24 protein-coding genes and 1 rRNA gene (1 of these 25 cut by a window edge) are annotated in these 25,379 nt (G+C 41.2%); 6 read left to right on the forward strand and 19 right to left on the reverse strand.

The window, feature by feature from the left end; all coding sequences use genetic code 11:
* The 9 genes from QN079_RS11530 to dnaE form a co-directional block, all read right to left on the reverse strand.
* Positions 1-1,534: ribosomal RNA gene (locus QN079_RS11530) — 16S ribosomal RNA — on the reverse strand (it extends 26 nt beyond the left edge of the window).
* 615 nt (positions 1,535-2,149) lie between these two features.
* The gene (locus QN079_RS11535; RefSeq protein ID WP_289229783.1) at positions 2,150-3,655 is read right to left on the reverse strand and encodes a HAMP domain-containing sensor histidine kinase; all 1,506 of its coding nucleotides are present in this window, start codon (positions 3,653-3,655) and stop codon (positions 2,150-2,152) included.
* 14 nt (positions 3,656-3,669) lie between these two features.
* Positions 3,670-4,356: a response regulator transcription factor gene (locus QN079_RS11540; RefSeq protein WP_005229193.1), complete on the reverse strand. Its 687-nt coding sequence runs from the start codon at positions 4,354-4,356 to the stop codon at positions 3,670-3,672.
* A gap of 139 nt (positions 4,357-4,495) precedes the next feature.
* The gene (gene gnd / locus QN079_RS11545; RefSeq protein ID WP_289229784.1) at positions 4,496-5,917 is read right to left on the reverse strand and encodes an NADP-dependent phosphogluconate dehydrogenase; all 1,422 of its coding nucleotides are present in this window, start codon (positions 5,915-5,917) and stop codon (positions 4,496-4,498) included.
* 185 nt (positions 5,918-6,102) lie between these two features.
* The gene (gene rpmF, locus QN079_RS11550) at positions 6,103-6,282 is read right to left on the reverse strand and encodes a 50S ribosomal protein L32 (RefSeq protein ID WP_005229191.1); all 180 of its coding nucleotides are present in this window, start codon (positions 6,280-6,282) and stop codon (positions 6,103-6,105) included.
* Between the two features lie 56 nt (positions 6,283-6,338).
* Positions 6,339-6,899: a YceD family protein gene (locus QN079_RS11555; RefSeq protein ID WP_010749661.1), complete on the reverse strand. Its 561-nt coding sequence runs from the start codon at positions 6,897-6,899 to the stop codon at positions 6,339-6,341.
* Between the two features lie 195 nt (positions 6,900-7,094).
* Positions 7,095-8,879 carry a pyruvate kinase gene (pyk, locus tag QN079_RS11560; RefSeq protein WP_005229179.1) on the reverse strand — a complete coding sequence of 595 codons (1,785 nt, stop codon included), beginning with the start codon at positions 8,877-8,879 and terminating at the stop codon, positions 7,095-7,097.
* Between the two features lie 83 nt (positions 8,880-8,962).
* Positions 8,963-9,925, reverse strand: a complete 963-nt coding sequence (gene pfkA, locus QN079_RS11565) for a 6-phosphofructokinase (protein ID WP_081117192.1) — start codon at positions 9,923-9,925, stop codon at positions 8,963-8,965.
* A 161-nt stretch (positions 9,926-10,086) separates the two neighbouring features.
* On the reverse strand, positions 10,087-13,398 hold the full coding sequence (gene dnaE / locus QN079_RS11570; protein WP_289229785.1) for a DNA polymerase III subunit alpha: 3,312 nt from the start codon (positions 13,396-13,398) through the stop codon (positions 10,087-10,089).
* A gap of 147 nt (positions 13,399-13,545) precedes the next feature.
* On the opposite strand from dnaE, the gene QN079_RS11575 reads away from it, so the two are divergent.
* Complete coding sequence (locus QN079_RS11575) at positions 13,546-13,728, forward strand: YjzD family protein (protein WP_008377814.1); 183 nt, start codon at positions 13,546-13,548, stop codon at positions 13,726-13,728.
* Positions 13,729-13,775: 47 nt separating this feature from the next.
* Here QN079_RS11575 and QN079_RS11580 read toward each other — a convergent pair whose 3' ends face one another.
* Both QN079_RS11580 and QN079_RS11585 read right to left on the reverse strand, forming a co-directional pair.
* The gene (locus QN079_RS11580; protein WP_213357170.1) at positions 13,776-14,981 is read right to left on the reverse strand and encodes a multidrug efflux MFS transporter; all 1,206 of its coding nucleotides are present in this window, start codon (positions 14,979-14,981) and stop codon (positions 13,776-13,778) included.
* 101 nt (positions 14,982-15,082) lie between these two features.
* Positions 15,083-16,522, reverse strand: coding sequence for an NCS2 family permease (locus tag QN079_RS11585; protein ID WP_289229786.1), 1,440 nt, complete (start codon positions 16,520-16,522; stop codon positions 15,083-15,085).
* Between the two features lie 261 nt (positions 16,523-16,783).
* On the opposite strand from QN079_RS11585, the gene QN079_RS11590 reads away from it, so the two are divergent.
* Positions 16,784-17,587 carry a Cof-type HAD-IIB family hydrolase gene (locus tag QN079_RS11590; RefSeq protein WP_005229159.1) on the forward strand — a complete coding sequence of 268 codons (804 nt, stop codon included), beginning with the start codon at positions 16,784-16,786 and terminating at the stop codon, positions 17,585-17,587.
* 54 nt (positions 17,588-17,641) lie between these two features.
* Here the strand turns inward: QN079_RS11590 and asnB are convergent, their stop codons facing one another.
* The gene (gene asnB, locus QN079_RS11595) at positions 17,642-19,537 is read right to left on the reverse strand and encodes an asparagine synthase (glutamine-hydrolyzing) (protein WP_010749664.1); all 1,896 of its coding nucleotides are present in this window, start codon (positions 19,535-19,537) and stop codon (positions 17,642-17,644) included.
* A gap of 466 nt (positions 19,538-20,003) precedes the next feature.
* Here asnB and QN079_RS11600 point away from each other — a divergent pair, with 466 nt between their 5' ends.
* Positions 20,004-20,153, forward strand: a complete 150-nt coding sequence (locus QN079_RS11600) for a hypothetical protein (RefSeq protein ID WP_005229155.1) — start codon at positions 20,004-20,006, stop codon at positions 20,151-20,153.
* Positions 20,154-20,212: 59 nt separating this feature from the next.
* On the opposite strand, the gene QN079_RS11605 is transcribed toward QN079_RS11600, so the two are convergent.
* Entirely contained in the window at positions 20,213-20,401 is a 189-nt protein-coding gene (locus QN079_RS11605; RefSeq protein WP_015510099.1) for a hypothetical protein, read from the reverse strand.
* Positions 20,402-20,629: 228 nt separating this feature from the next.
* Between QN079_RS11605 and QN079_RS11610 the strand changes: the two genes are divergently transcribed.
* From QN079_RS11610 to QN079_RS11620, 3 genes are all read left to right on the forward strand, one after another.
* On the forward strand, positions 20,630-21,289 hold the full coding sequence (locus tag QN079_RS11610; protein WP_289229787.1) for an Ltp family lipoprotein: 660 nt from the start codon (positions 20,630-20,632) through the stop codon (positions 21,287-21,289).
* A 374-nt stretch (positions 21,290-21,663) separates the two neighbouring features.
* Positions 21,664-21,954, forward strand: a complete 291-nt coding sequence (locus QN079_RS11615) for a DUF5960 family protein (protein ID WP_289229788.1) — start codon at positions 21,664-21,666, stop codon at positions 21,952-21,954.
* Between the two features lie 188 nt (positions 21,955-22,142).
* The gene (locus QN079_RS11620) at positions 22,143-22,400 is read left to right on the forward strand and encodes a hypothetical protein (protein ID WP_289229789.1); all 258 of its coding nucleotides are present in this window, start codon (positions 22,143-22,145) and stop codon (positions 22,398-22,400) included.
* A gap of 769 nt (positions 22,401-23,169) precedes the next feature.
* On the opposite strand, the gene QN079_RS11625 is transcribed toward QN079_RS11620, so the two are convergent.
* The 6 genes from QN079_RS11625 to QN079_RS11650 all read right to left on the reverse strand — a co-directional run bounded on the left by QN079_RS11625 (position 23,170) and on the right by QN079_RS11650 (position 25,363).
* Complete coding sequence (locus QN079_RS11625; RefSeq protein WP_289229790.1) at positions 23,170-23,949, reverse strand: N-acetylmuramoyl-L-alanine amidase; 780 nt, start codon at positions 23,947-23,949, stop codon at positions 23,170-23,172.
* Positions 23,950-23,951: 2 nt separating this feature from the next.
* Positions 23,952-24,203 (reverse strand): DUF5960 family protein, encoded by a 252-nt coding sequence (locus QN079_RS11630; RefSeq protein ID WP_289229791.1) that lies wholly within the window; start codon positions 24,201-24,203, stop codon positions 23,952-23,954.
* Positions 24,204-24,248: 45 nt separating this feature from the next.
* A complete protein-coding gene (locus QN079_RS11635; protein WP_194188072.1) occupies positions 24,249-24,566 on the reverse strand; it encodes a phage holin family protein in 318 nt (105 codons plus the stop codon).
* A 2-nt stretch (positions 24,567-24,568) separates the two neighbouring features.
* Positions 24,569-24,862, reverse strand: coding sequence for a hypothetical protein (locus tag QN079_RS11640; protein WP_010749285.1), 294 nt, complete (start codon positions 24,860-24,862; stop codon positions 24,569-24,571).
* Positions 24,863-24,929: 67 nt separating this feature from the next.
* Complete coding sequence (locus QN079_RS11645) at positions 24,930-25,073, reverse strand: CD1375 family protein (protein WP_289229792.1); 144 nt, start codon at positions 25,071-25,073, stop codon at positions 24,930-24,932.
* Positions 25,074-25,084: 11 nt separating this feature from the next.
* Positions 25,085-25,363, reverse strand: a complete 279-nt coding sequence (locus QN079_RS11650) for a hypothetical protein (protein ID WP_289229793.1) — start codon at positions 25,361-25,363, stop codon at positions 25,085-25,087.
* Positions 25,364-25,379 lie beyond the last annotated feature (16 nt).

The following is a 25,379-nucleotide window of genomic DNA, read 5'->3' on the forward strand; positions in this document are numbered from 1 at the left end:
CGATACGGCTACCTTGTTACGACTTCACCCCAATCATCTATCCCACCTTAGGCGGCTGGCTCCAAAAAGGTTACCTCACCGACTTCGGGTGTTACAAACTCTCGTGGTGTGACGGGCGGTGTGTACAAGGCCCGGGAACGTATTCACCGCGGCGTGCTGATCCGCGATTACTAGCGATTCCGGCTTCATGTAGGCGAGTTGCAGCCTACAATCCGAACTGAGAGAAGCTTTAAGAGATTAGCTTAGCCTCGCGACTTCGCAACTCGTTGTACTTCCCATTGTAGCACGTGTGTAGCCCAGGTCATAAGGGGCATGATGATTTGACGTCATCCCCACCTTCCTCCGGTTTGTCACCGGCAGTCTCGCTAGAGTGCCCAACTAAATGATGGCAACTAACAATAAGGGTTGCGCTCGTTGCGGGACTTAACCCAACATCTCACGACACGAGCTGACGACAACCATGCACCACCTGTCACTTTGCCCCCGAAGGGGAAGCTCTATCTCTAGAGTGGTCAAAGGATGTCAAGACCTGGTAAGGTTCTTCGCGTTGCTTCGAATTAAACCACATGCTCCACCGCTTGTGCGGGCCCCCGTCAATTCCTTTGAGTTTCAACCTTGCGGTCGTACTCCCCAGGCGGAGTGCTTAATGCGTTTGCTGCAGCACTGAAGGGCGGAAACCCTCCAACACTTAGCACTCATCGTTTACGGCGTGGACTACCAGGGTATCTAATCCTGTTCGCTCCCCACGCTTTCGAGCCTCAGCGTCAGTTACAGACCAGAGAGCCGCCTTCGCCACTGGTGTTCCTCCATATATCTACGCATTTCACCGCTACACATGGAATTCCACTCTCCTCTTCTGCACTCAAGTCTCCCAGTTTCCAATGACCCTCCCCGGTTGAGCCGGGGGCTTTCACATCAGACTTAAGAAACCGCCTGCGCTCGCTTTACGCCCAATAAATCCGGACAACGCTTGCCACCTACGTATTACCGCGGCTGCTGGCACGTAGTTAGCCGTGGCTTTCTGGTTAGATACCGTCAAGGGATGAACATTTTACTCTCATCCTTGTTCTTCTCTAACAACAGAGTTTTACGATCCGAAAACCTTCTTCACTCACGCGGCGTTGCTCGGTCAGACTTTCGTCCATTGCCGAAGATTCCCTACTGCTGCCTCCCGTAGGAGTCTGGGCCGTGTCTCAGTCCCAGTGTGGCCGATCACCCTCTCAGGTCGGCTATGCATCGTTGCCTTGGTGAGCCGTTACCTCACCAACTAGCTAATGCACCGCGGGTCCATCCATCAGTGACGCAAAAGCGCCTTTCAACTTTCTTCCATGCGGAAAATAGTGTTATACGGTATTAGCACCTGTTTCCAAGTGTTATCCCCTTCTGATGGGCAGGTTACCCACGTGTTACTCACCCGTTCGCCACTCTTTTTCTTTCGGTGGAGCAAGCTCCGGTGAAAGAAAAAGCGTTCGACTTGCATGTATTAGGCACGCCGCCAGCGTTCGTCCTGAGCCAGGATCAAACTCTCATAATGATTTGTTTGAATGACCATACGGTCATTAAGCTCATAAAAATTAACTTTGCTAGCTATTGCTTGCATGTATTTGTTTCAATAAATTGAAACGTCCTACACATTGGTTCGTTTGCTTGCTTTGTTCAGTTTTCAAAGGTCTACCGTGCTGTGTTAGCAACTTTTATATCATATCAGAGCGACGTTTGTTTGTCAACTCTTTTTTTAAAAAGTTTTTTTAAGAAGTTGTTATTTAACTTCTTTCTTAACCTCAGCGACTTTTATATCTTACCATCTCAACCGTTATATGTCAAACACTTTTTTGAAAAGTTTTTTTGATTTATTAGGTTTTTCAGAGATGATATTTTTTCGACTTTGTTATAATAACACTTGTAAAATGTTTCGTCAACAACTAATTTCAAAAAAGATCAATCAGTGTTTGTTACAAATGTCTTAACAAGGACAAGTAATAATATAGCAATTCTTAAAGGAAAAATCAACTAAAAAAATAGGCTTTTTGGCAACTATTTTTATAAGCGAATTATTCATTGTCAAACGATTCGAACGTTCGTTTATAAGAAGTATTTCGCGGTTAAATCTATCATTAATGGATAAAAAAAGAGAACTTAAGCTTTTCGCCTAACGTTCTCTTTTCGTCCGATTTTCTGATTGGACGATCGGTATATAGATTCGAAAGATCGTTCCTTGACCGATGACACTCTCTGCTGAAATTTTTCCTTTATAGCTTTCCAATAACTGTTTCGCAATAGAGAGCCCTAGCCCGTTTCCGCCTTTGGTTCTAGCACGGGCTTTATCTACCCGATAGAAACGATTAAAGATCTTGTCGAGGTCTTCTTTGGAGATTCCCTCACCAAAGTCTTGAATGGCAATTTCAAAGGATTGCCGATCCAACGAAATGGATAGATGAACTTCTTTTCGATCAGTGGAATATTTCACTGCGTTATCCAAGACAATAATAATGATCTGTTCAAAATGATTGCGATAGATTTTCAGCTTCAACTCATGGTATAAGTCATCATCCAATGTAAAAACAAAATCCGGATACAGTATTTTAAAGTTATTGAAGACTTGATAGACAACTTCTTTTGCATTGGTTGTTTCATTTGCATAATGAACATCCACTTGTTCCGCTCTTGAGAGATCCAACATTTCCTGTACTAGCGTCTTCATCCGACTGATCTCTTGCATACTGGCTGCCAGAGACTCATCCAAAATCTCTGGATCGTCTTTTCCCCAACGCTGCAACAGATTCATATGTCCTTCAATGATCGCCACAGGCGTTCGCAACTCATGAGAAACGTCTTCGACGAATCGCTCTTGCTGTTCAATGTATAGGCGCATGCGATCCAGCATTTCGTTAAAGATATCTGCTAAATCAGACAGTTCATCATTCGTATTTAATTCTGGCATATGCACCGTTGACTGCGGGTTTTTCCGAACGGTTTCCATCGTATCTCGCAAGACCTTTAACGGCTGAAGGAAATACGCTGATAAAAAGAACCCAAGCACACTACTAAGAATCAGAGAAACGACTTCTAAGATAATCAAAGTCAGCAGCAGTTTGCTGCGTATTTCGTAAAAAGAAGTCAATTCATAAAAGGTTTGTGCATAGCCAATCCGCTCTCTGGTGCCTTTTGAATAGATGGGTTGGATCGAGAGAAAGCCTGTGATACCATCCAGCGTTACGATGGTTGGCGCTTTACGCTGCGTGTCGATCAGTGCTAAATCATTCTCATGGGTTTTAAACACAAGATCCTCATTCAAATTATAAACAAACAAGCTCAACGGCGCTTGGCCTAATTCCGAAATAAAGGAATCGATTTTCATTAAGTTGCCATCGATCGTTGAAGTGCGATCATAAATGCTCGTCGTCCCCGCATCATTTTTGGTTAAATTACGATACGTCCGAACCAATGTTAGTTCTTGATCCGAATTGGCTAAACGAGAAGCAACCTCTGACATCGTCCGCTCCACATTGTTTTCTTCTTTAGCGACGATCAAATTCACCGATGTTTTATAGGTGATCACAGCAAAGATCGTAAATACGACGAATATAAAGAAAGAACTTGCGAAGGCCCACTTTACAGTTAAAGAAGGCCCCTTCAGTTCTTTTAATTTTTTCATTCTTTTTTTAAGGTTCACGACCGCATCACATAACCTGTACCACGAACGGTTTGGATATAGCTTTCCTCCCCTGGTACATCAATTTTATTCCGTAAGTAGCGGATGTAAACATCGACAACGTTGGTTTCAACTTCTGTCTCATAGCCCCAGACTTTGTTTAATAAAACATCTCTGGCTAAAACGACATTGACGTTTTCCATTAAAGTCAACAATAGCTCATATTCGCGTTTCGTTAGTTCAATGACATCTGTTCCACGTCGAACGACACGGTTTTCTTTTTCAATCGTTAGATCGCGGTAAGTGATCGTGGTTTGTTTTGCGACGTTTTTGTCCCCTTCGATATCGATACGGCGAAGCAACGCGCGTAAGCGTGCCAGCAATTCTTCAATTGCAAAAGGCTTCACAATATAATCATCAGCACCATGATCCAAACCTGATACTCGATCAATCACAGAATCTCTCGCGGTCATCATGATGATCGGGGTGTTCTTCGATTGACGCACACGTCGGCAAACTTCTAACCCATTTAGCTCTGGAAGCATTAGATCCAATAAGATTGCATCCCATTCATTATTCAGCGCAGCATCCAGTCCCGTCCGTCCGTTGTAATGAACTTCGGTATTATATCCTTCATGCTTCAATTCTAATTCCACAAATCGAGCTAAGTTCTTTTCATCTTCAATGATTAGAATATTACTCATTATTGATAGCCCCTTTATTGATTATTCTGCCTTTAAATTAGACATTATCTGTCTTATTTTATCATGTATCTAAAAAATAAAAAAGAGATTGACCGAAAGTTCTCACTTTCGGCCTTTCTCTTTTGGATTCTCTTAAAGCTTACGCTTCGTCATACCATGAATAATGGAAAATTCCCTCTTTATCTGTCCGTTCATACGTATGCGCGCCGAAGTAATCCCGTTGTGCTTGGATCAAGTTCGCTGGCAAACGATCAGAACGATACGAATCAAAGTACGCGATCGCAGAGGAGAACGTCGGCACAGGGACACCCGCTTGGACAGCTAGCGCAACTACTTCACGTACAGAAGATTGATAGCGTTTCGTGATGTCTTTGAAGTAATCATCTAATAATAAGTTTTCGATGTCAGCGTTCTTGTCATAAGCATCCGTGATTTTTTGTAAAAATTGCGCACGGATGATACAGCCTGCACGCCAAATTTTGGCAATCTCACCAAAAGGAAGATCCCAATCGTACTCTTTTGATGCTGTACGTAATTGCGCGAAACCTTGTGCATAGCTCATGATTTTACTGAAGTATAAGGCTTCACGGATCTTATTGATAAATTCTTCTTTGTTCCCTTCAAAAGCAACCGCTACTGGTTTCGGTAATACTTTGCTGGCATTGACCCGTTCTTCTTTGTAAGCTGAGATATAGCGAGCAAAAACAGATTCAGTGATCAATGGTAATGGAACACCTAGGTCTAAGGCACTTTGGCTCGTCCATTTCCCAGTTCCTTTATTGCCTGCAGAATCTAAGATCACATCAACGATCGGTTTGCCTGTTCCTTGATCATCTTTACGTGTCAAGATATCCGCTGTGATCTCAATTAGGTAGCTATCCAATTCACCTTTGTTCCATTCGGCAAAGATATCAGCCATTTCATCAACAGATAGACCTAAAATGTTTTGCATCAAGTCATAAGACTCCGCAATCAGCTGCATGTCGCCATACTCGATCCCATTATGAACCATTTTTACGTAATGGCCTGCACCATTTGGTCCAATATAAGTTACACAAGGTGTACCATCTTCAGCTTTTGCTGAAATTTGTTCCAAGATCGGTGCAACCAATTCATATGCTTCTTTTTGACCACCAGGCATGATTGAAGGACCTTTCAAGGCGCCTTCTTCTCCACCAGAAACACCCGTACCGATAAAGTTGATTCCTGAGTTTGCCAACTCTTCGTTACGACGAACAGTATCTTTAAAGAAGGTATTTCCGCCATCGATCAAAATATCGCCTTTGTCTAGATGAGGCAATAGTTCTTGGATCGTAGCATCCGTCGCAAATCCTGCTTTTACCATTAATAAAATACGACGTGGCTTTTCAATTGATTGAACAAATTCTTCTATCGTATAAGTTGCTTTAAAATTTTTATCTGGATGTTCTTTTACTACTTCTTCTGTCTTTGAACCAGTACGGTTAAATAAGGCAACTGAATAACCGCGGCTTTCGATGTTCAACGCTAAGTTTTTGCCCATAACAGCCATACCGACAACGCCGATTTGTTGTTTTGTCATCTTTCATCCTCCTAAGATTCAATTATCTTTTTCATTATAGCGCAAATGTACCTGCTTTTGAACTATTCTCTTTCGATGGACAAAAAATATTTCTGAAAAGTTCCATCTTTTCCAAAAAAAACAAAAAAACCTCAGGCTCCATGGTTAGCCTAAGGTTTTAGAATCCTCTTTCTGAAAAAAAGGAATTATGCTTCTTTTGTTGCTACGTCTTTGCCATCGTAATGACCACAGTTAGAGCAGACATGGTGGCTTTTTTTCATTTCACCACAGTTTGCACATTCGTTCAAACCGTTGATTGTCAATTTGTAATGTGTACGACGTTTTGCTTTCTTCGCTTTCGAAGTTTTTCTAGCTGGTACTGCCATTTTGCTACACCTCCTTGTTAATGAACGCAACCTTGAGGCTGCAATTTATTCCAATCCTACGCGTTATCGTCATCTGATTCATTGAATAATTCGGATAATTTTGCAAGACGAGGATCAACTTGTTGAGCTTGCGCTTCTTTTTGATTTGCAAAGTCTTCTTCTGACAAAACAGCCCAATCGTTGCCAGATGGCATTGCTGAACCTTGTTTTTCTTCTTCTGTCAGGACTTGCAAAGGAATCGCAAGTAATAGGTTATCAGCGACCGATTCATCTAAGCTGATGGTTTGACCTTCAATGATCAAAACTTCTTCTTCGACGATCGTTTCATCGCGACGCTGAAATTGCTCTGGTGTCATGAATTGTTCATCCACTGAAAAATCAAAAGGAATCGCTACAGGTGTCAAAGAACGAGTAGATGGCAATGTCATCGTCGTTTCCACTTGATAGTGCAGCAAGTATCCTTGCTTATCAACACTCATCAGCCCTTTTACTTTTACAGGAGACAAATCAATGATCTGTCCATCGCGTTTTATCAGTTGACTTTTTAGGTCAAGTGTTTCTTCAAACATCAGCGGTGTCTCTTGGTATTTTTTTAATTCCAATAAAGACCATTTCATTTTTATCACCCCTAAGCAACAAAAGCAATTATACAGGGCTTCTGAGGCTTTGTCAATGAAATTTTCTTGACACCTTTTTCATTTTTGATCGTGTCATTTTAATGCCTTTTCTCAAGGGATTTCGACACTCTCAAAAAAACAACAGGAAGCGCACAACGTGCACTTGCCTGTTGCTTGATCAATCGTTAAAAATCATTAGATCGCTGTTGTTTCTCCACGATAAACGATACCGCGACGAGAATCAAGAGTAACCAATTCGCCATCTTTGATGGTTGTTGTTGCGTCTTTGGCACCAACGATCACTGGTAGATCTTTCGCGATTCCGACAACTGCTGCATGAGAAGTCAAGCCGCCATCTTCAACAACTAAAGCTGCTGCTTTTTCGATTGCTGGCATATATTCTTTATCTGTTGTTGGTACAACTAAAATCATGCCATCTTTTGCTTTCGCAATTGCTTCTTCGGCACTGTGAGCGATCACGGCATTGGCAACAACTGATTTTTCACCAATTCCTTGCGCTTCAAGCAATTTTGATCCGATCAATTGGATCTTCATTACGTTGGTTGTTCCGCGTTCACCAACAGGAACACCGGCTGTGATCAAGATTAGATCGCCTTCTTTAGCAAAGCCTAAATCAACTGCTTGTTTTGCTGCTAATTCAAACATTTCATCAGTTGTTGATGGTTTTTCAGCAACGGTTGGGTACACACCCCAGTTAAGCATCAAGCCGCGTTTTGTGCGTTCGTCAAATGTGACAGCTAAAATGTCAGCATCTGGACGATATTTAGAGATCATTTTTGCAGTGTAGCCAGATTCAGTGGCAGCAACGATTGTTTTAACCCCTAAGTTTTTCGCTGCACGAGCAACAGATAAACCGATTGTTTCCGTTACATCTGTTTTATCAAATTGGTTGATTTGGAAAGTGCTGTTTTCTGATAAAGCTTTTTCTGCTTCCACGTCGATACGTGCCATTGTTGCTACTGCTTCAACAGGGTAGTCACCGTTTGCTGACTCACCAGAAAGCATTGTTGCATCAGTACCGTCAAAGACAGCATTGGCAACGTCAGAAGCTTCTGCACGAGTTGGACGTGGGTTTTGTTGCATTGATTCTAACATTTGTGTTGCTGTGATAACTGATTTACCAGCAGCGTTACATTTTTTGATGATGCTCTTTTGAACCATTGGTACTTCTTCAGCAGGGATCTCAACACCCATATCACCACGGGCAACCATGATACCATCAGAAACTTTGATGATTTCATCGATATTATCGATACCTTCTTGTGATTCGATTTTAGAGAAGATTTGCACATGAGTCATGTCTTTTTCTTCTAAAATTTCACGAATTTCTAAAACGTCTTGCGCTTTACGTACAAATGAAGCGGCAATGAAGTCGATATCGTTGTCAAGACCAAAACGGATATCTTCTGCATCTTTTTCAGTAATACCAGGTAAGCTGATTGATACGCCAGGAGCATTGACCCCTTTACGTGATCCTAACATTCCAGCATTTTTAACGACAACCACTAATTCACGGGTTGCTTCGTCTTTTTCTTTGATTTCCATGTCGATCAAGCCATCATCAAACAAGATGTGTCCGCCCACATGAACATCTTCAAATAAACCAGGATAAGTTACAGCAATTTTTTCTTTTGTTCCTTTGTGTTCTGGATCCATTGAAATACGTGTTTCATCGCCAACGTTGAATTGGATGTATCCAGCACGACCAAAGTCTGCTTCTGTCGTATTTTGTACAGTTGTACGGATTTCAGCACCTTTTGTATCTAAAAGGATACCGACATCTTTACCAGTTTTCTTTACGGCTTCACGAACCATTGTCATACGCGCTAATTGTTCTTCATGATCTCCATGAGAGAAGTTAAAGCGGAAGACATTCGCACCGGCTTCAATCAGTTGAGAAATAATTTCCACACTGTTACTTGCTGGTCCTAATGTACTTACGATCTTTGTTTTTTTCATTACTAAACGCTCCTATTCATTTATTTAAAATAGCTAATAAGCTTTTTTTACAAAATTACTGTTGCGTTGCTTTAAAAATCTCTTTAGAATGAGATTTCTTTGTTCAAGTTATACAAGCTAAGATCTGGTTTGTGACGATTGTTTTCAAGGGTATCGATGATATCAGAAGCAATCATTTCATTGTTTTCGATACCGATACATAGACCGCCTTTGCCTTGTTGCAATAATTCAACGGCATATGAACCAAATTTACTTGCTAACACACGGTCACGAGCGCTTGGTGAACCACCCCGGACAACGTGTCCTAGAATGGATACACGGGTATGGAAATCGCCGTATTCAGAAAGTTTGTCAGCAAATTCATTTCCGCCCATCACACCTTCGGCTAAAACGATCAAGCAATGTTTTTTCCCGCGGTCGCGTCCTTCACGGATACGATCAGCAACAACTTGCATGTCAAAATCATGTTCTGGGATGATGATTTCATCCGCACCCCCGGCCACACCTGACCATAAAGCGATATCGCCAGCACCACGACCCATTACTTCGATCACGAATGTGCGGACATGGGATGTCGCTGTATCACGGATCCGGTCAATCGATTCCAAGACAGTATTGATCGCTGTATCAAAACCAATCGTGAAATCTGTTCCTGGAATGTCATTATCGATCGTTCCTGGAATCCCGATCGCTGGGAAACCGTGGCGAGTAAGTGCCATCGCACCATGGTAAGATCCATCTCCACCAATCACGACTAGTCCTTCGATACCAAATTTCTTTAATTGTTCGATTCCTTTTAATTGTCCTTCTTGTGTCGCAAATTCTGGATAACGTGCTGAATATAAGAATGTTCCACCACGTTGAATTTTGTCACCAACATCAGCAACATCTAAGCGACGAATGTCGCCTGCGACTAGTCCGGCATAGCCATAGTTGATTCCGTATACTTCAAGTCCGTCAAAAATACCCTTTCTGACAACTGCGCGAATCGCTGCGTTCATTCCTGGTGCATCGCCGCCACTGGTTAGAATTCCAATGCGTTTCATTATTCTTTCACCTCATCAAAAGATTTTGTTTAGGGAAGCCCCTGTTTGCTAGTTTTCAAGTAATAACCACGAGACATATTCTACCATTATTCCATGAAAATGTCTTGAAATAGTGGGAAAAAGTTGAAAAAAGTGTAAGTCGAATTACTGTTTTCGGAAAATTACTTGAAAATTACATTTCCATTTCCTAATAATGCGATCAGTTGTTTGACAAAGTTCGGCTCATCCGTCACCCAGTTTTCTTCTGCCAATAACACTTTTTTGCCACTGCTTTCATAGAACATCACCACTGGAATATTTCCGTGATGCTGCTTCATTTCCTTCGACAATGCTTGCAGGTGCGACGTTTCAGCTTCAGCAGAAATCTTTAAGTAACAAGTTTGTGACGCAATTTTATTTTGAACGTTTTCTGCTAAGTCTATTTTATCAGCAATGAGTTGGATTTCACCATTGTAACGACTTACCTCGACCTTTCCTTCGATGTAGAGAACAGCATTTTCTTCAATCAAGGAACGTACTTGTCGATAAACGATGGGAAAAATCGTTACTGACACTTCTTTGCTGGCATCTGTTCCTTCGACAAACGCCATTTGTTCGCCCTTTTTCGTTCGAATCTCTCGAATCTTGCGCACATATAAAAGGATACGCACCCGTTCATTCGGAACCAGATCAGCAATATCAGTGATTTGTTTTAATTGGTGCAATTTTTGAAACTGTTCCACGGGATGGCCAGACAAATAAACACCTAAGTATTCTTCTTCCAAAGCAAGTTTTTCTTCTAGTTTGTAATCGGCAACGGCTTCTTCTTTTAATGCCATAGTTTCTAAGAGATCCAAACTGCCGCCACTATAAGTAATGTTTTGGATCTTTCCTTCTAGCTGGATCAGTGCTTGTTTTCGATTGGGGGCGATCCCATCGAATACGCCGATGCTCAAAAGCGGCAATAAATAATCCAATTTTAACCATTTGCTGTTCCGCTGATTCAAGCGAAGCAAAAATTGATCCATAGACGTGAAATTACCATGCTCTTTTCTTTCTGCCAAAATGTCTTGGATCATGTCGCGTCGGATTCCTTTGATACTGCTGAAACCAAAACGAATTTGTTTTTCATTTTGCAGTTGAAAACTAAACCCACTGGCATTGATCGAAGGCGGCAGTACTTCTACGCCATAACGTGCGGCTTCATTTAAATATTCTTTCATTTTGCTGGCGGTGTTGCGTACCGAGTGTAGGATCGAAGCAAAAAATGGTGCGGGATAGTGTACCTTCAGATAGGCCATTTGAAAGCCGATAAAGGAATAGGCAAACGCATGGGATCGATTAAACCCATAATTGGCGAACCGCTCGATATAGTCATAGACCAAATTGGCGGTCTTTTCATCGTACTGATTGGCTAAGGCGCCTTGCACAAAATGACGACGTTCCTCATCCAAGACGTCTTTTTTCTTTTTACTGATTGCTCGACGCAAAATATCTGCTTGTCCTAAGCTGAAACCAGCCATTTTGGAAGCTACCTGCATGATCTGCTCTTGGTAGACAATGATTCCGTAAGTGTTTTGCAAAATCGGAATCAAGCTGTCATCTGGATAAGAGACACGCTCTTGTCCTTTTTTCCGCTTAATAAAGGTATCGATATTTTGCATCGGTCCTGGACGATACAAGGCATTGACTGCGGCAATATCCTCGATGCTTTCTGGTCCTAACTTACGCAGCACATTGCGTATCCCTGCTGATTCAAATTGGAAGATCCCTGCGGTCTCGCCTTTTTGAAACAAGCGCAATGTTGCTGGATCATCAAGAGGAATCTCCTTTTGGGTAACGATTTGTTGGCTGATTCGTTTAATGCCTTTCAAGGTATTATCAATGATCGATAAGTTTCTCAAGCCTAAAAAGTCCATCTTCAATAGGCCGATGGCTTCTACGTCATTCATGGTAAATTGGGTCAGCCAGATCCCATCGCTGCCTTCTTGTAAGGGAACCAGATCAAGCAAATTCTTGTCACTGATCACCACACCAGCGGCATGAGTCGATACGTGACGTGGCAAGCCTTCTAAAATTTTGGCGACTTGAAACATTACGTGGTTTCGCTCATTAAACGACACCAATTCTCGCAGCTGATTGGATTGTTCATAAGCAAGATCTAAGGTCATTTTCAAGGCATTGGGGATGGCTTTTGACCAGCGATTGGCTTCACTTTGCGAAAGACCAAAGACACGAGAAACATCTCGCAGAACCATTTTGGCCGCCATGGTGCCAAACGTCGCAATCTGTGCCATATATTCTTGCCCGTATTTTTGGCGCACATACTGTAAAATCTCGTCTCTGCGATTGTCAGGAATGTCTAAATCAATATCAGGCATCGTGTAACGTTCTGGATTCAAGAATCGTTCAAACAAAAGATCGTATTTGATTGGATCCACGTCGGTGATCGATAAAACATATGCCACCAGTGCGCCAGCAGCCGATCCCCGTCCAGCGCCGGTAACGATCTCTTGTTGGTGGGCAAAGTCCATGACGTCACAAATAATCAAGAAATAGTCATCAAAGCCCATCTTATGGATGACGGACAACTCATAATCCAAACGCTGTTCGTACGCCGATGTAACGTGGGCAACACGCTGAGGCAGACGCTCAAAACAAATTTTCCGCAAATAGTCCGCAGCGCTTTCTTCGGCTGGTAGCGGGTAATGAGGCAACAGCCGCTGATGCAGCGGCAGCTCGACGGCGCATTCAGCTGCAATCCGCTGATTATTCATCAATGCCTGCGACCATTCTTCAAATGCCGCGGTCAGTTGGTCTGCTGTTTGTAGAAAAAGCTGCGCAGCCTCTTGCTCTTTAGCCTGACGAAAGTCTTCAATTTGCGAGCCCTCTTTGATATGCGTCATCACTTTGACTGCAAAGGCTTCTTCTTGTGCTAAAGCCGCGATTGGTTGATAGGCACATGGTGCAATGTTTTGCTCGTTAAACCAAGCGATCGTTTCTGGATCTAGCCCCTTGCTAGTAATACCTAAAAACAAGCTCTCAGAATCAAATTTATGGCTGATTGCTCGCAGTGCTTCTTGATTGGCTTCTAGATCATCGTGCTGAGAAGGCAGAAACCCCTCGCCTTCAGGCAGCAAACCAAAGAGGTCCTGCAAAGAATCACAAGCAGCCAAATTCAACTGCTCGGTGATCATTTTTTCACTTGATAAACGCATCAAGGTTTGATAGCCCTTGAGGTTTTTTGCAAATACGTACAACGGAAAGGACATTGATCCCTCTCCGAAGGTACAGTCGAACAAAGCGCCAAAAATCGGCTTGATGCCCTGTGCTAGGCATTGCTGATAAAACTCGACCGCGCCATAGAGAACATTATGATCGGTCAGACCCAACGTCTGATAGCCCATCTTTTTGGCTTGCTCTATATAGTGAGGAATTTTGATCGTACTTTGCAGCAACGAATAGGCGCTTAAGGTGGTGAGCTGTGAATACATTGAAATCCCTCCAAAAATGAAAATTCTCTTTCTTTCTGCTAGTAATTAGATTTGAAAAACAAAATGAAAAAGTGAAAATCTTTACAATAAATATTTTTGTGATAAACTAAAGTCGAAATGGAAGATACGCAGAAAAGAGGTGTCGTCATGCGTTACTTAGTCACTTTATTTTGGACTTTTGTATTAGGTCAAGTCGTTGGCTATCTAGGCAGCTCACTTGCTGGAGCAACTTATGATTTTCAATTAACTTCAATCATCTCTTTGGTCACAGGTGTGGTGATCATTCTTGTTGGTATTATCGCACCAGCGCCTGAAAAGACAAGCCATTAAAAAAAAACCAGTTACCTTTATTGTAACTGGTTTTTTTTTCTTTTCAACTATTCACTGATGTCCGTTTTACGCAAGCTTTTACGGAAATTAAATCCTGAGATAAAAATATTGATCAGTACAAACCCGCTAGTTACCCAAAAGACGGCGGGATAACCAAAGCCAGCTGCCACCGTTGAGCCGACCATCGGACCTAACACTTGTCCAAAGTTAGAGAACATTTGGTTGTAGCTGTAGATGCGGCTGACCCCTTCCATCGGGGTGATCTTGCTGATCAGTGTGTTGATTGACGGCATCAACGCACCCGTCGAAAAACCAAGCAAGAAGCGCAGCACGCCCAACTGAAACGGTGTGGAGACAAAGCCCATCGGAATGAAACAGAAAAATGACAGCAATAAACCGCCTAACAATACCTTGTGATTGCCGTAACGATCACCGATTTTGCCTAAAAATGGCGAAGAGATGATTGCCGAAACACCCGCAACAGAGACGATCAATCCGCTGACAAACAAAATATTGCCGCTGTTCCCGCTTAGATCACGAATATATAACGTGAGGATCGGGCTGATACTCGTTACACCTAGCTGTAAAATCAGTGACGTAATAAACAAACCGACAAGCAGCTGCATATTTTTGATTTGACCAAAAATTTCTTTGATGGACAGCAAATCGCCCTTTTCAATCGGCTCAAAATCTTCTTGAACGAGAAAAATCGTAAGCAAGAGCGTAATTAGCAGCACAACACCAGTAATGATAAAAACATTTTTCATACCAAACCATTGCGCCAACGCCCCACCCATCGATGGACCGATCAAATTCCCTGCGATGGCTCCTGTAGCCAATGTCCCAAGCGCCCAACCACTTTTTTCTCGAGGCGCCTGCGAAGCAATCAACGCAGTCGCATTGGGAATATACCCCGATAAAATTCCAGTAAAGAATCGCATGATCAACAACCAATAGACATTCGGTACAAAAGCCAAAGACCCCATCGTCACTGTCATCCCCGCAGCCGCGCGAATCATCATTAAGCGACGACCTTTTTGATCTGCTAGATTTCCCCATACTGGAGCAATGATAGCCGCCGCAAACGCCGTTACTGAGATTGCTAATCCAGAAAACAACTCAATTTGACTCTCTGGAGCGCCTAACTCTTCTATATATAAGGGAATGAATGGCATGACAAGACTAAAACTGGCACCCGTAAAAAAACAACCTACCCATGAAATCAGTAGATTTCGTTTCCAATCAATCTTCATTTACAAACCTTCTTTCACAAATACTATACCGTATCGTGAGTAATAATCAAATAAAAAAATCTTTCTGCAGGTAACATACAGAAAGATTTTCTTCATTAAACTTAACTGATCAAAGCCAAAATGACAAAGTTTAGGATAAACAACGCATTGACGACCCAGATGATCGGAGACACTTCGTTGGCTTTTCCTTTCACTACTTTCACTAATGCGTAGAAAATGAAACCAACAGCGATCCCGTTGGAAATACTGTAAGACAAGCCCATAAAAATAGACGCGAAGAAAGCGGGAACTGCTTCTTCTAGATCGGTCCACTTGATGTCTGCAAACGAAGCCATCATCATTACCCCAACTAAGATCAACGCTGGTGCTGTCGCTTGTGCGGGAACGATTGAGATCAGTGGAGAAAAGATACTGCTGATCGCAAAGAGTGCTGCCACTACAACAGAAGTCAAGCCCGTGCGTCCACCAGCACCGATACCAGCTGCTGATTCCACATAAGTCGTTGTATTTGAGGTCCCTACGATGGCACCTACAGAAGTGGCTACGGCATCTGCAAAAAGGGCTTTATCCATCTTCGTGTTCAACCCGTTACTGTTTTCAACCGCTTCTTCATCTTTTTTCGAAAAGATCCCTGTACGACGTCCAGTCCCGATAAAGGTACCGATCGTATCAAAGACATCTGATAAGCTAAACGCTAAAATCGTCATGATTACTTGAGTGATTTTGGCAGAATCACTGAATAGTGAGCCCATTCCTTCAGAGCCAAACGCAGCGCCAAATGTGATGCCTAGTTCGCTGATGGAACTTCCTAATGAGTTCCCGTGCCAATCAATGGCACTTAAATCCACCACACCCATCAAAATACCGATGATCGTCGTTCCTAAAATACCAAAAATAATTGCCCCACGAACATTTTTCACCACTAATAAAGTAGTCACTACTAAACCAATCACTGCTAACAAAACAGGTGCATTATTGAAATTCGCCAAAGCTGGGACGATCCCCCCATTAAAATTGGCACTCACGATCGTCTCACCGTCGACAACTGAACCCGTCACTGCCGCAGTGTCTGCACTGAAGTTTAGCAAGTTGGCATTTTTGATCCCTACATAAGCCACAAAGATCCCGATCCCGCCGCCGATTGCATGCTGCATGCTTTCTGGAATCGCATGGATGATCATTTTTCTGATACGAGTGACCGTGATAAAAATGTTGATCAAGCCGCAGATGAAAACCATCGCTAATGCTTGCTGCCACGTATACCCCAAACCAAAAACGACGGTAAAGGTGAAGAATGCATTAAGGCCCATTCCAGGTGCTTGCGCGTAAGGCACATTTGCAAATAAGCCCATGATCAGGGTACCAATCACTGAAGCGATGATCGTTGCTAAGAAAACAGCTTGAAACGGCATGCCTGCAGCAGATAAAATCGTCGGATTCACAAACAAAATATAACTCATCGCGAAGAAGGTGGTGACCCCAGCCATCACTTCTGTGGAAACCGTCGTTTTATTCTCCTTTAATTTGAAAAACTTTTCCATGTTATGTTTCACTCCTGAACTTTAATCGTTTCTATGAAAAGAAAAAATGAATAATTGCGCTTTTCATCGAACAATTACAAATTATAAGGGAATAATTTTCGCTTTTCAAGCCTTTTTCCGAATAAAACGAACCAAAAACGTTTAATGTTCGTGTTTTGCTTTGTAAATATTATGAAAACTTATCGAAAACTTACTTGTATTGTGAAATGACAGAAATATGTTACACTTAAGCCACTACCATAAGAGAATGGAGCGAGTCTTTTGAAACCAAAAATCATCGCCATTGATTTAGATGGCACAACCTTAAATACTGAATCCCAACTTTCCCCTCGCACACGTGAGGTACTGGTTCGCGCCACCAAAGCGGGACACTTTGTTACCATCGCTACAGGAAGACCTTTTCGTATGAGCGATCAATTCTATAAAGAATTGGCGCTCACAACACCAATGGTCAATTTTAACGGTGGGTTAGTCCATAAACCTCGTCAAGTCTGGGCAAATGAAATGGAGCACTCGATCTCTCGAGAAATTGCGTTTGAGCTCATGGCGCAAAAAGAGCAGCTGGGGCTGACGTTTGTGGCAGCAGAAAATCGCGAAACCTTTTTCATCGATGACCTAAGCGGATTTGATCAGCACTTTTTCTTTTCGGGCAATGCTTCCGAAAAAAATCTATTAGCAAATTTAAAAACGGACCCCACTTCATTACTGGTGAAAACCGAAAATGAATTAGCAGAATCTGTTTCTTTACGTATCAAGGATCAATTCGACGATGCGGTCGATGTTCGAACATGGGGCGGACCTCAAGCTATCTTAGAGATCGTACCAAAAGGGGTCCATAAAGCACTTGGTCTTTCGGTGATCGCGGATTCTTTGTCTTTGGATCGACAAGATATCATCGCTTTTGGTGATGAACACAACGATTTGGAGATGCTAGATTATGCGGGCTGGGGCGTTGCCATGGCGAATGGCACGCAACAATTAAAATCGATCGCCAATGATGTTACCGACAAAACCAATGCGGAAGATGGCATGGTCGATTACTTGGAAAAATATTTAGGTCTATAAAAAAAGCCGATGCGGGATGTCCGCATCAGCTTTTTTTTTGCTGCCATATTCAAATCAAAGTGTTTCATAAACGATTTCTTTGGCTTCTGGAATCGATTCATCAATAAAGAATACTTTATACCAGGTCAAGAACGTAAAGATCGTCCAGATTTTTCGCTGAAGATTCGGTTTTCCTTGGCGATGGTCTTCAAGCATTTGTAAAATGGCTGTTTGATCGAAGAAGGTTGCCGCAAAGTCTGACTCAAAAAGGCTCTTGACTGCTTCATACCCTGTTCCTTCTTTCAGCCATGCCTTGATAGGTACAGGAAAGCCGAGTTTTTCACGGTTTGCCCACTCTTTTGGCAAATGACGGTTTGACGCTTGTCGAAACACATCTTTGGTGTTGTTTTGATTGATCAAATATTTCGTCGGGATCGTTTGCGACAACTTCTGCATCTCGATATCCAATAAAGGAACACGTAATTCCAAGGAACTCGCCATGGACATTTTGTCTGCTTTTAACAAGATATCCTTCGGCATCCACTGATGAAGATCTAAATATTGCATCTTATTGACCTCGTCTTTGAGACCATTGACTTTCTCGTAATGAGGCGCAACGATTTCAGCAACAGAGGGTCCTTTTTGATACGTTGGTTTTAAAAGCTGCAATGCTTCCTCTTCTTCAAAGACCAGTGCTTGCCCGATAAAGAAGTCTTGGGCAGGTGCCGTGGCTTCATAAAGATGGATTCGACCATGGAAGTTTTTCATTTTGCCGATTTGACGTCCCAAACGAAAGCGGATGTTTTGTGGCAATTTTTTCAACCCTTGGGCAAAAACGCGCACCGCTTTAGAGTTTGTGTGGAAGCCATAAGCAGCATAACCGGCAAATAATTCATCTGCCCCTTCCCCAGATTGAACGACTCGCACTTGCTGTGCTGCCAGATTGGCTAAAAAGTACAAAGGGACACAGCTTGGGTTAGAATCTGGTTCGTCCAAGTGATACTGAATCAACGGGAATGCCTCAAAGGACATTTCACCATCGATGACCGCTGCTGTGTTGTTCAAACCAAGTTTTTCCGTCAATTTGCGGGCCTCGATCGCTTCGTTGTAGGTTTTGTCATCGAACCCGATTGAAAACGAGCGATCTGGTCGCAAGACAGAAGCTACGTAACTTGAATCGACACCACTGGATAAAAATGAGCCGACTTCAACATCACTGATTTGATGAGCGGCAATTGATTCCTGGACTGCTTGATCGATTTTGTCGACCCATTCTTCTCTTGAATGATTTTCTTTCACTGAAAAATCTGCATCCCAATACTGCTTGATCGTCAATCCCTGTTCATTAAACAAATAATAATGCCCTTCTTGCAAACGATGAACGCCTTTAAAGAAGGTTTCTCCGTTCAAAGGCGAGTATTGAAACGTCAAATAAGGTTTCAATGCCTCTTGGTTCAACTCTTTCTTGAAATCTGGATGAGGCAAAAAGCTCTTGATTTCAGAACCAAACATAAAACTGCCATTCATTTGCGCATAGTAATATGGTTTGATCCCAAAGTGATCCCGTGCGCCGAAAAGCTCTTGTTTTTGAGTATCCCAGATGGCAAAAGCAAACATTCCCCGCAGGCGCTGCAAAACATCAATGCCCCACTCCTCATAGCCATGTAAGACTACTTCGGTATCCGCATGGGTAGAAAAAACATGACCCGCTTGGATCAATTCTTCCCGCAACACTTGAAAATTATAGATTTCCCCATTAAAAATAATGACTTTTGTTCGATCCTCGTTAAAAATCGGTTGTGAGCCACCTTCTAAGTCGATGATCGATAAACGACGAAACCCTAACGCTACTTGGTCGTCGGTAAATTTTCCTGAACTGTTTGGTCCGCGATGAACGATCCGGTCCATCATGCGTTCAATAATGATTTCTTTTTGGTCTTTTGAATTGACAAAGCCGACAATTCCGCACATATTTTCACATCCGTTTTCATAATCCATTTTCATTTTTCTAAAGTAAATCATACCATAGAATTCAAGAGATACGATCTCTTTTTCAAAAAAATACAATCAATATATTTTTGCACAAAACATAATTTGGAGATAAACCTTATGATATCAAGGTTTCCAACCAACTCATACTCTCAATCTTACAAATTTGTTATCTAAGAAAATAGCTATCCTCAAAATTCTTAAGAAATTTTTTATGAATTCTATTTTTCTGAAAATATACAAAAATACTTTTCCCGAATTTACTGACTCCAGGAAACTTCTTTTGCTGCCATTCTCAGGCATTGATTTCTTGAAAAGGATCAGTCAGATTCGTTCGTTTGATAGTTTTATTGGACGAATGTGAAAAAAAGTGTTATTCTAACTATGGAATTTCGTTATCAACTAACCGTTGCCTTTCAATGACAAGTTTTAAGAAAGGAGAATGACTATGACATTCTATAACACAGATCTACAATATCGTGTAACTCTGGATACCAAATTGAATTTATTTATCGTTTTCGATAAAAAAGATGCGAATCATTTTGCGACTGGAATTACGATCGAGCAAGCTGTACAAGAATTGAAAAAAACTGCATAAGGAGTTTATCCAAATGAAGGATACCGATTCGTACTGAAAGCACCTCGCTAAGGAAAAAATTAGCTAGGTGCTTTCTTGTTTTTTGGCTCGCTTTTGTCTTTTGCAGTATCCGCTTCTTGCTTCTGTCCACTTTGCTGTTCATCCAGCTGTAAGATTTCATCAACAGATCCTTGCTTAATAAATTTGCTCAATCCCTGTGCCGCAATTTTTGTGTAACGCATAAAATAATCTTTTTCTTCAAAATCCATCTTCTTCCCTCCTACTGATACAACCATACTTTCATTTCGTTTACTAGCGATTTTACCAGTAATTCTTGAGCGTCACTTCTTTAATACATATGAATGATCCATTAATAGCATACAAGTTACATTTGTCAAATCATTCTTTTCCTCTATTCATGAAAAGACAAATCTGTTTTCTGATTCCAGACATAGTACTATTAACTTTAGGAAACTGTTTTATTAGGGGGGATGCTTATGGCAACATTTTTCGCTGGTTTGTTTTTTATCGGTTTGATTGGTTTCATTTTTGGCATTATCTTATTTTATATTGGGTTGGTAACTCAAAAAAACAAACGAGATCGAAATGTTTTTCTCATTGTCACTTCCGCTTTTATTGTCTTGTTTTCGTATGGTGGCTTGTCCTTCTACCAAGATGTGACGTCTTTCGATAGCATCACTGCGCAATTAAGCCCTTCATTACGTAAAGAAGCAAGGAAAAATGAATCCTTTGTCGATGCCACTGCTTCCATGGAACAACCACAAGGAGAACAAACAGCTGGCAACAACGAAGCAAGCAGCGCGCAACAAGAAGAACCCGCAAACAACGAGCAACATACACCTCAACTTTCTCGTGAAGAAAGAAATGCACTGAATCGTGCAGAAAGATACTTATCCAGCAATGCGTTTTCTCAGTCGAGCTTGAAACGCCAACTACTCTATGAAGATTTTTCTGAGAGCGCAGCAGACTTTGCCGTAGCCACCGTGGATGCCGATTGGAATGAGCAAGCATTGAAAAAAGCAATTCGCTACTCGCAAAATTTATCCTTATCAGATGAGCGTGTGGCGAGCCAACTTTCCTTTGAAGGCTTTACTTCTGAACAAATTGAATACGCCTTAGCGCGTTTGCCCGATTGATTCTTTTCGTTTGTTGCCGCACCACAAGAAAAAAGGGTCCAGCGAATTGGCGTACATTTCTGTTGATCTCCCGATTGAGTGTAAGCTGAGGGTTTTTCAGATGGTCATCGAGCAAACTCGGCAGTCAAGCTAGCTTCTCTGCCCATTTTTTTGCCCACAACAAACAAAAAGCCTATCTCTAAAGATAGGCTAAACGCTCCAAAGCGTTGGTATAAGGAGAGTACAAGCCTAAAACCCCCATTAATACCATTGATTTATAAGCTTATTTTCAAGGTTAATGCAAAATTGGTGCAAAATATTTTTTTCACTTTATTGGTTGTCTCCCTTTACAAAAAGAACAAACGTTCGTATAATTCTTGCAAGGAGTGATTGATATGCAAATACCATTGGCGCATCAACGGACATATGCTTTTGAACGATACTACTATGAGTTTATTGAAAGAATGGGTCCAGCACACTTACTTTACGATCAGTTTGTTCGAACGATGGAGAATTTCGGGAAACCCTACTTTACGGTACCCTGCAGCTACAGCGGATATCCGGAAGAGCTAGCGTTTGTATTCAAGGTAGAGGGCGAAGATTATTTATTTGATCATGTCAGAACACAAGATAAGATACTTCGAAAATATGATTCTAGCATTAAGTATAAGCCCGGCGGTAACTGATATGAACATAATCAGTCAATATGAGCAGGGCTACCTATCTTTCTCTGAGTTTATGAATGATTTTCCGTACAGTATTTCTGAGTCACAGGAAGCTTTATACGGCGCAAAATGTGTCGAGTTTTATGTTGCTGTCACTTTAGGTAAAACGGATTGTCGCTATTATGTACAAGCTTATGGAGGCGATTGTTATGAAATCGATGAAAGGCTATGTTTCGAAGATACGTGTGTTGAAGATGAGCAAGACCCCTTTGGTGCGGTTCTCTTTGGATGATGTAAACTGTTTGATTGCTGCACATAGTTTGAACTTCTTGGCAGATGTGGATGAGGAAATGGAGATCGTTGTCGCTGGTGAGTATAACCAGCGGAAACAGTTTGTTGTGAAAAAATATAGTGTTCTTGGCAAAACGAAGATTATGATTGAATTTGAAGCAATGAATGTTCGCTAAGCGTATTACTTTTCCTATTAAGTAAATTACTATATGATTATTATGATGACGGAACATAGTTCCACTTGCACGGCATATGAGAATATGCTGTGCTATTTTTTTACAAAACAAACAACCACTCCCGGGGAGGAGTGGCACAATTAGATGAAAAAGTTTTTCACATTTCATGCTGGTCAAAAAAAGTTATATACTTCTCTAAAAGTTTAAAATCCTGTTCCAAATTTTTTCTAATGATTATCTGATCTCCCAAAAACGATTTTCGAGATGTACGTGCTATCTTGTGATAAACATTATTTTTAATTAAATAGTCTAATTCTTCATTAATTTTCTCGAGGTTGCTTTGATCAGACGAAGATTGAAAGTATCGTATCGAATTGTATTCTAGGTGTCTTGCGCTGTTAATGACTTTTCTATAATGTAGTTTATCAACTTTCATAGAATCACCTCTAATATAAATTTACATCATTCTTAACTTTCTATCAATATGTTTAATTAATAAAATGCAGATTTTAATCCTATAATTAATATAAATGGGTAAAATTTTAAAGTTAAGAACATATATAAGAGATTTCTAATTAATAATTTCTATTACGTTGAAATAATGATAAAATAAACAAGAAGAGTATTAGGCGCACTTCCCCAAGTTTTCACCGCCTAACTACTCTTCATAAAATATTGCACGCACTTACTAATTTATAGCATAAACTAAATTACTGCAAGTAATATGAATATATTTATGTACAAGCCCACATAAGCGGGCTATTTTTAATTATCTCAATTTCTTCACGTAAGCTTCATTAGCAGTAAAATACCCACCAGATTCTAAAAGAAGCCGTGTAATGTTGCCATGCTTCACAACCTCTTTCACCAGAAGTTTGCTGCCCTTCGGATAGTAGTTACCACGCATATTGGTAAATTCTAAATCCGTGTATTCTTGATCTCCACCTTCTCGAATCACTTCTACACGTCTTGCACTTTGAATATATGTTTTTTTATTTGTCACATTTGTTGTGCCTCCATTCGAAGATGATTTGTATCCCATAACCTCCAATGCAGCATTAACCGCATCGTCCATTTTCTTGGCCATAATATCCATATCTTTTTGACTATCCACGAATCCCCATTCAATTAAGATTGCGGATCCCGATGATGCTCGAATCACATATAAGGATGTGGTAGCCTTCGCTCCACGGTTTACCCATCCCGTCACTTTACATACAGCTGCACAAATTTCTTCTGCTAGTTTTTTTGCTTGAGCATTACCAGCGTAATACCAAATTTCAAACCCATTTGCAGTACCGTTAAAAGCGTTCAAATGGTGGCTGACATGGAAAGAGTTGCCAACGGCATTCATTTTTCGAACAATATTATAGAGATTATCGTTAGCAGTTCTACCCGCATCATCAGTAGCATCTACTGCTTTAGTCGCTGCTCGAAACTTGTCATGAATCTTTTGCGCCACTTCGTGTTCTTTTAAACCGCAACCAGATGCGCCAGGTACAATCGCATTGTGCCCTCTATGAGAGGTTGAATTATTATATTTGACCATGTTTACTCCCCCTTTCCAATGTAAAAATAATCATCTATTTCTTCAGAATAATCATCCGTTTTTTCACGTTTCTTTACTTCAAATTTGAAAGTTTTGTCTTGGCCATCTTTTGTGAAACTACCAGTAAGGTGATATTCTGATTCACCTAATTGATTCATTGTGTGTGCAGCATCTTGCACTGGATCCACAGCCTCGATGATTTCTGGTTTTGCTACTGATTCAAAGTCTTCAATAAATTTTGCTTTGTTTCTCATGGTTATCCCTCCAAATTTTGTATAAAAAAAGAGCAGCCTTTTGGGCTACTCCTTCTTTTCTGTGAACTCTTGGCCATCGCCGTAATCTGGCTTTTGATCATTGCTTCCTAAATTTAAAAGTTGTACAAATAATTGGTGCATACCTGTGGATGCAATCCCACTTACAGCACCGTAAACAATTGCTTCAACTGTCAATCCGTTAATAATTGCCCCTAGGATTGCGCCTAAGACAATTACAATCAAGGGAATGTAGCCATTAGCCACTGCTGCAAATAAAGGAGTTGACTTAATCAAATACCCCACTACCAAACACGCTACTACGATCACTGGCACTAAATACTCTTGCAAAAAATTCAAATCCATTTTTACTTCCCTCTTTCTTTCCATAAAGATTTTAATTGTTCACCATGTTCAATCAGTCGATCGTTGTGCTTATCCAAGCGCTCATCATGTCGCTTTAATTCATCATGAATTGCAACGCGATCTGATTTACTTGCTTCTAAATCTCTGGTTAATAAATCAAGATTATGAGCCAGTTTTGTCAGATTATCTGCAATTTTTGTAAAATTGGACATTACTGGCTTGATTACGAATGCCAGCATTCCAACAATCGTCATGATCCAACCCGCCCAAGTTGCTAGCTCTCCTACATTTAACATGTGTCACCTGCTTTCCTAAAATAAAAGCAACCGACTGTTAAGCCGATTGCTCCTGCTGCTACATATCCTATTCTTTGGTTCCTTCTTGCTTTTTTGCGTTTGCAACAATTTCTGCAACATCTTCACGTATTGATGAAGGAACACTTTCAATTGTGCGTTTGTCTTCAATAATGTGAGTCGCATATAACATTTCCAATGCTGAGTAATTCATTACATTCCTCCTTATCTGCTCAACAGCATGTCAGATAAATTCAACAGAGCTTCTTCTGCCATTTCTTGCCTTTGCTTCATTACTTCGTTTTCTTGTTTCAACAGTTCTAACTCGAATGGCTCATGAACGGTGTTTTCAACTACAATGGATTGAATAAAAGAATCCATCTTATCAGGATCATCTTCAAAATCCTTAGACAGAATTTCATGAAATAATACTCTCATTTCATCGGTAATACTGTAATCATTTGATACATACAAGCGTTGAAACTCTTTCTGTCTATCATTCAAATTTATCATCCCTTTC

Origin of the sequence: Enterococcus sp. FZMF, from assembly GCF_030263915.1 — a bacterium.
GTDB classification, from domain to species: Bacteria; Bacillota; Bacilli; order Lactobacillales; family Enterococcaceae; genus Enterococcus_D; species Enterococcus_D casseliflavus.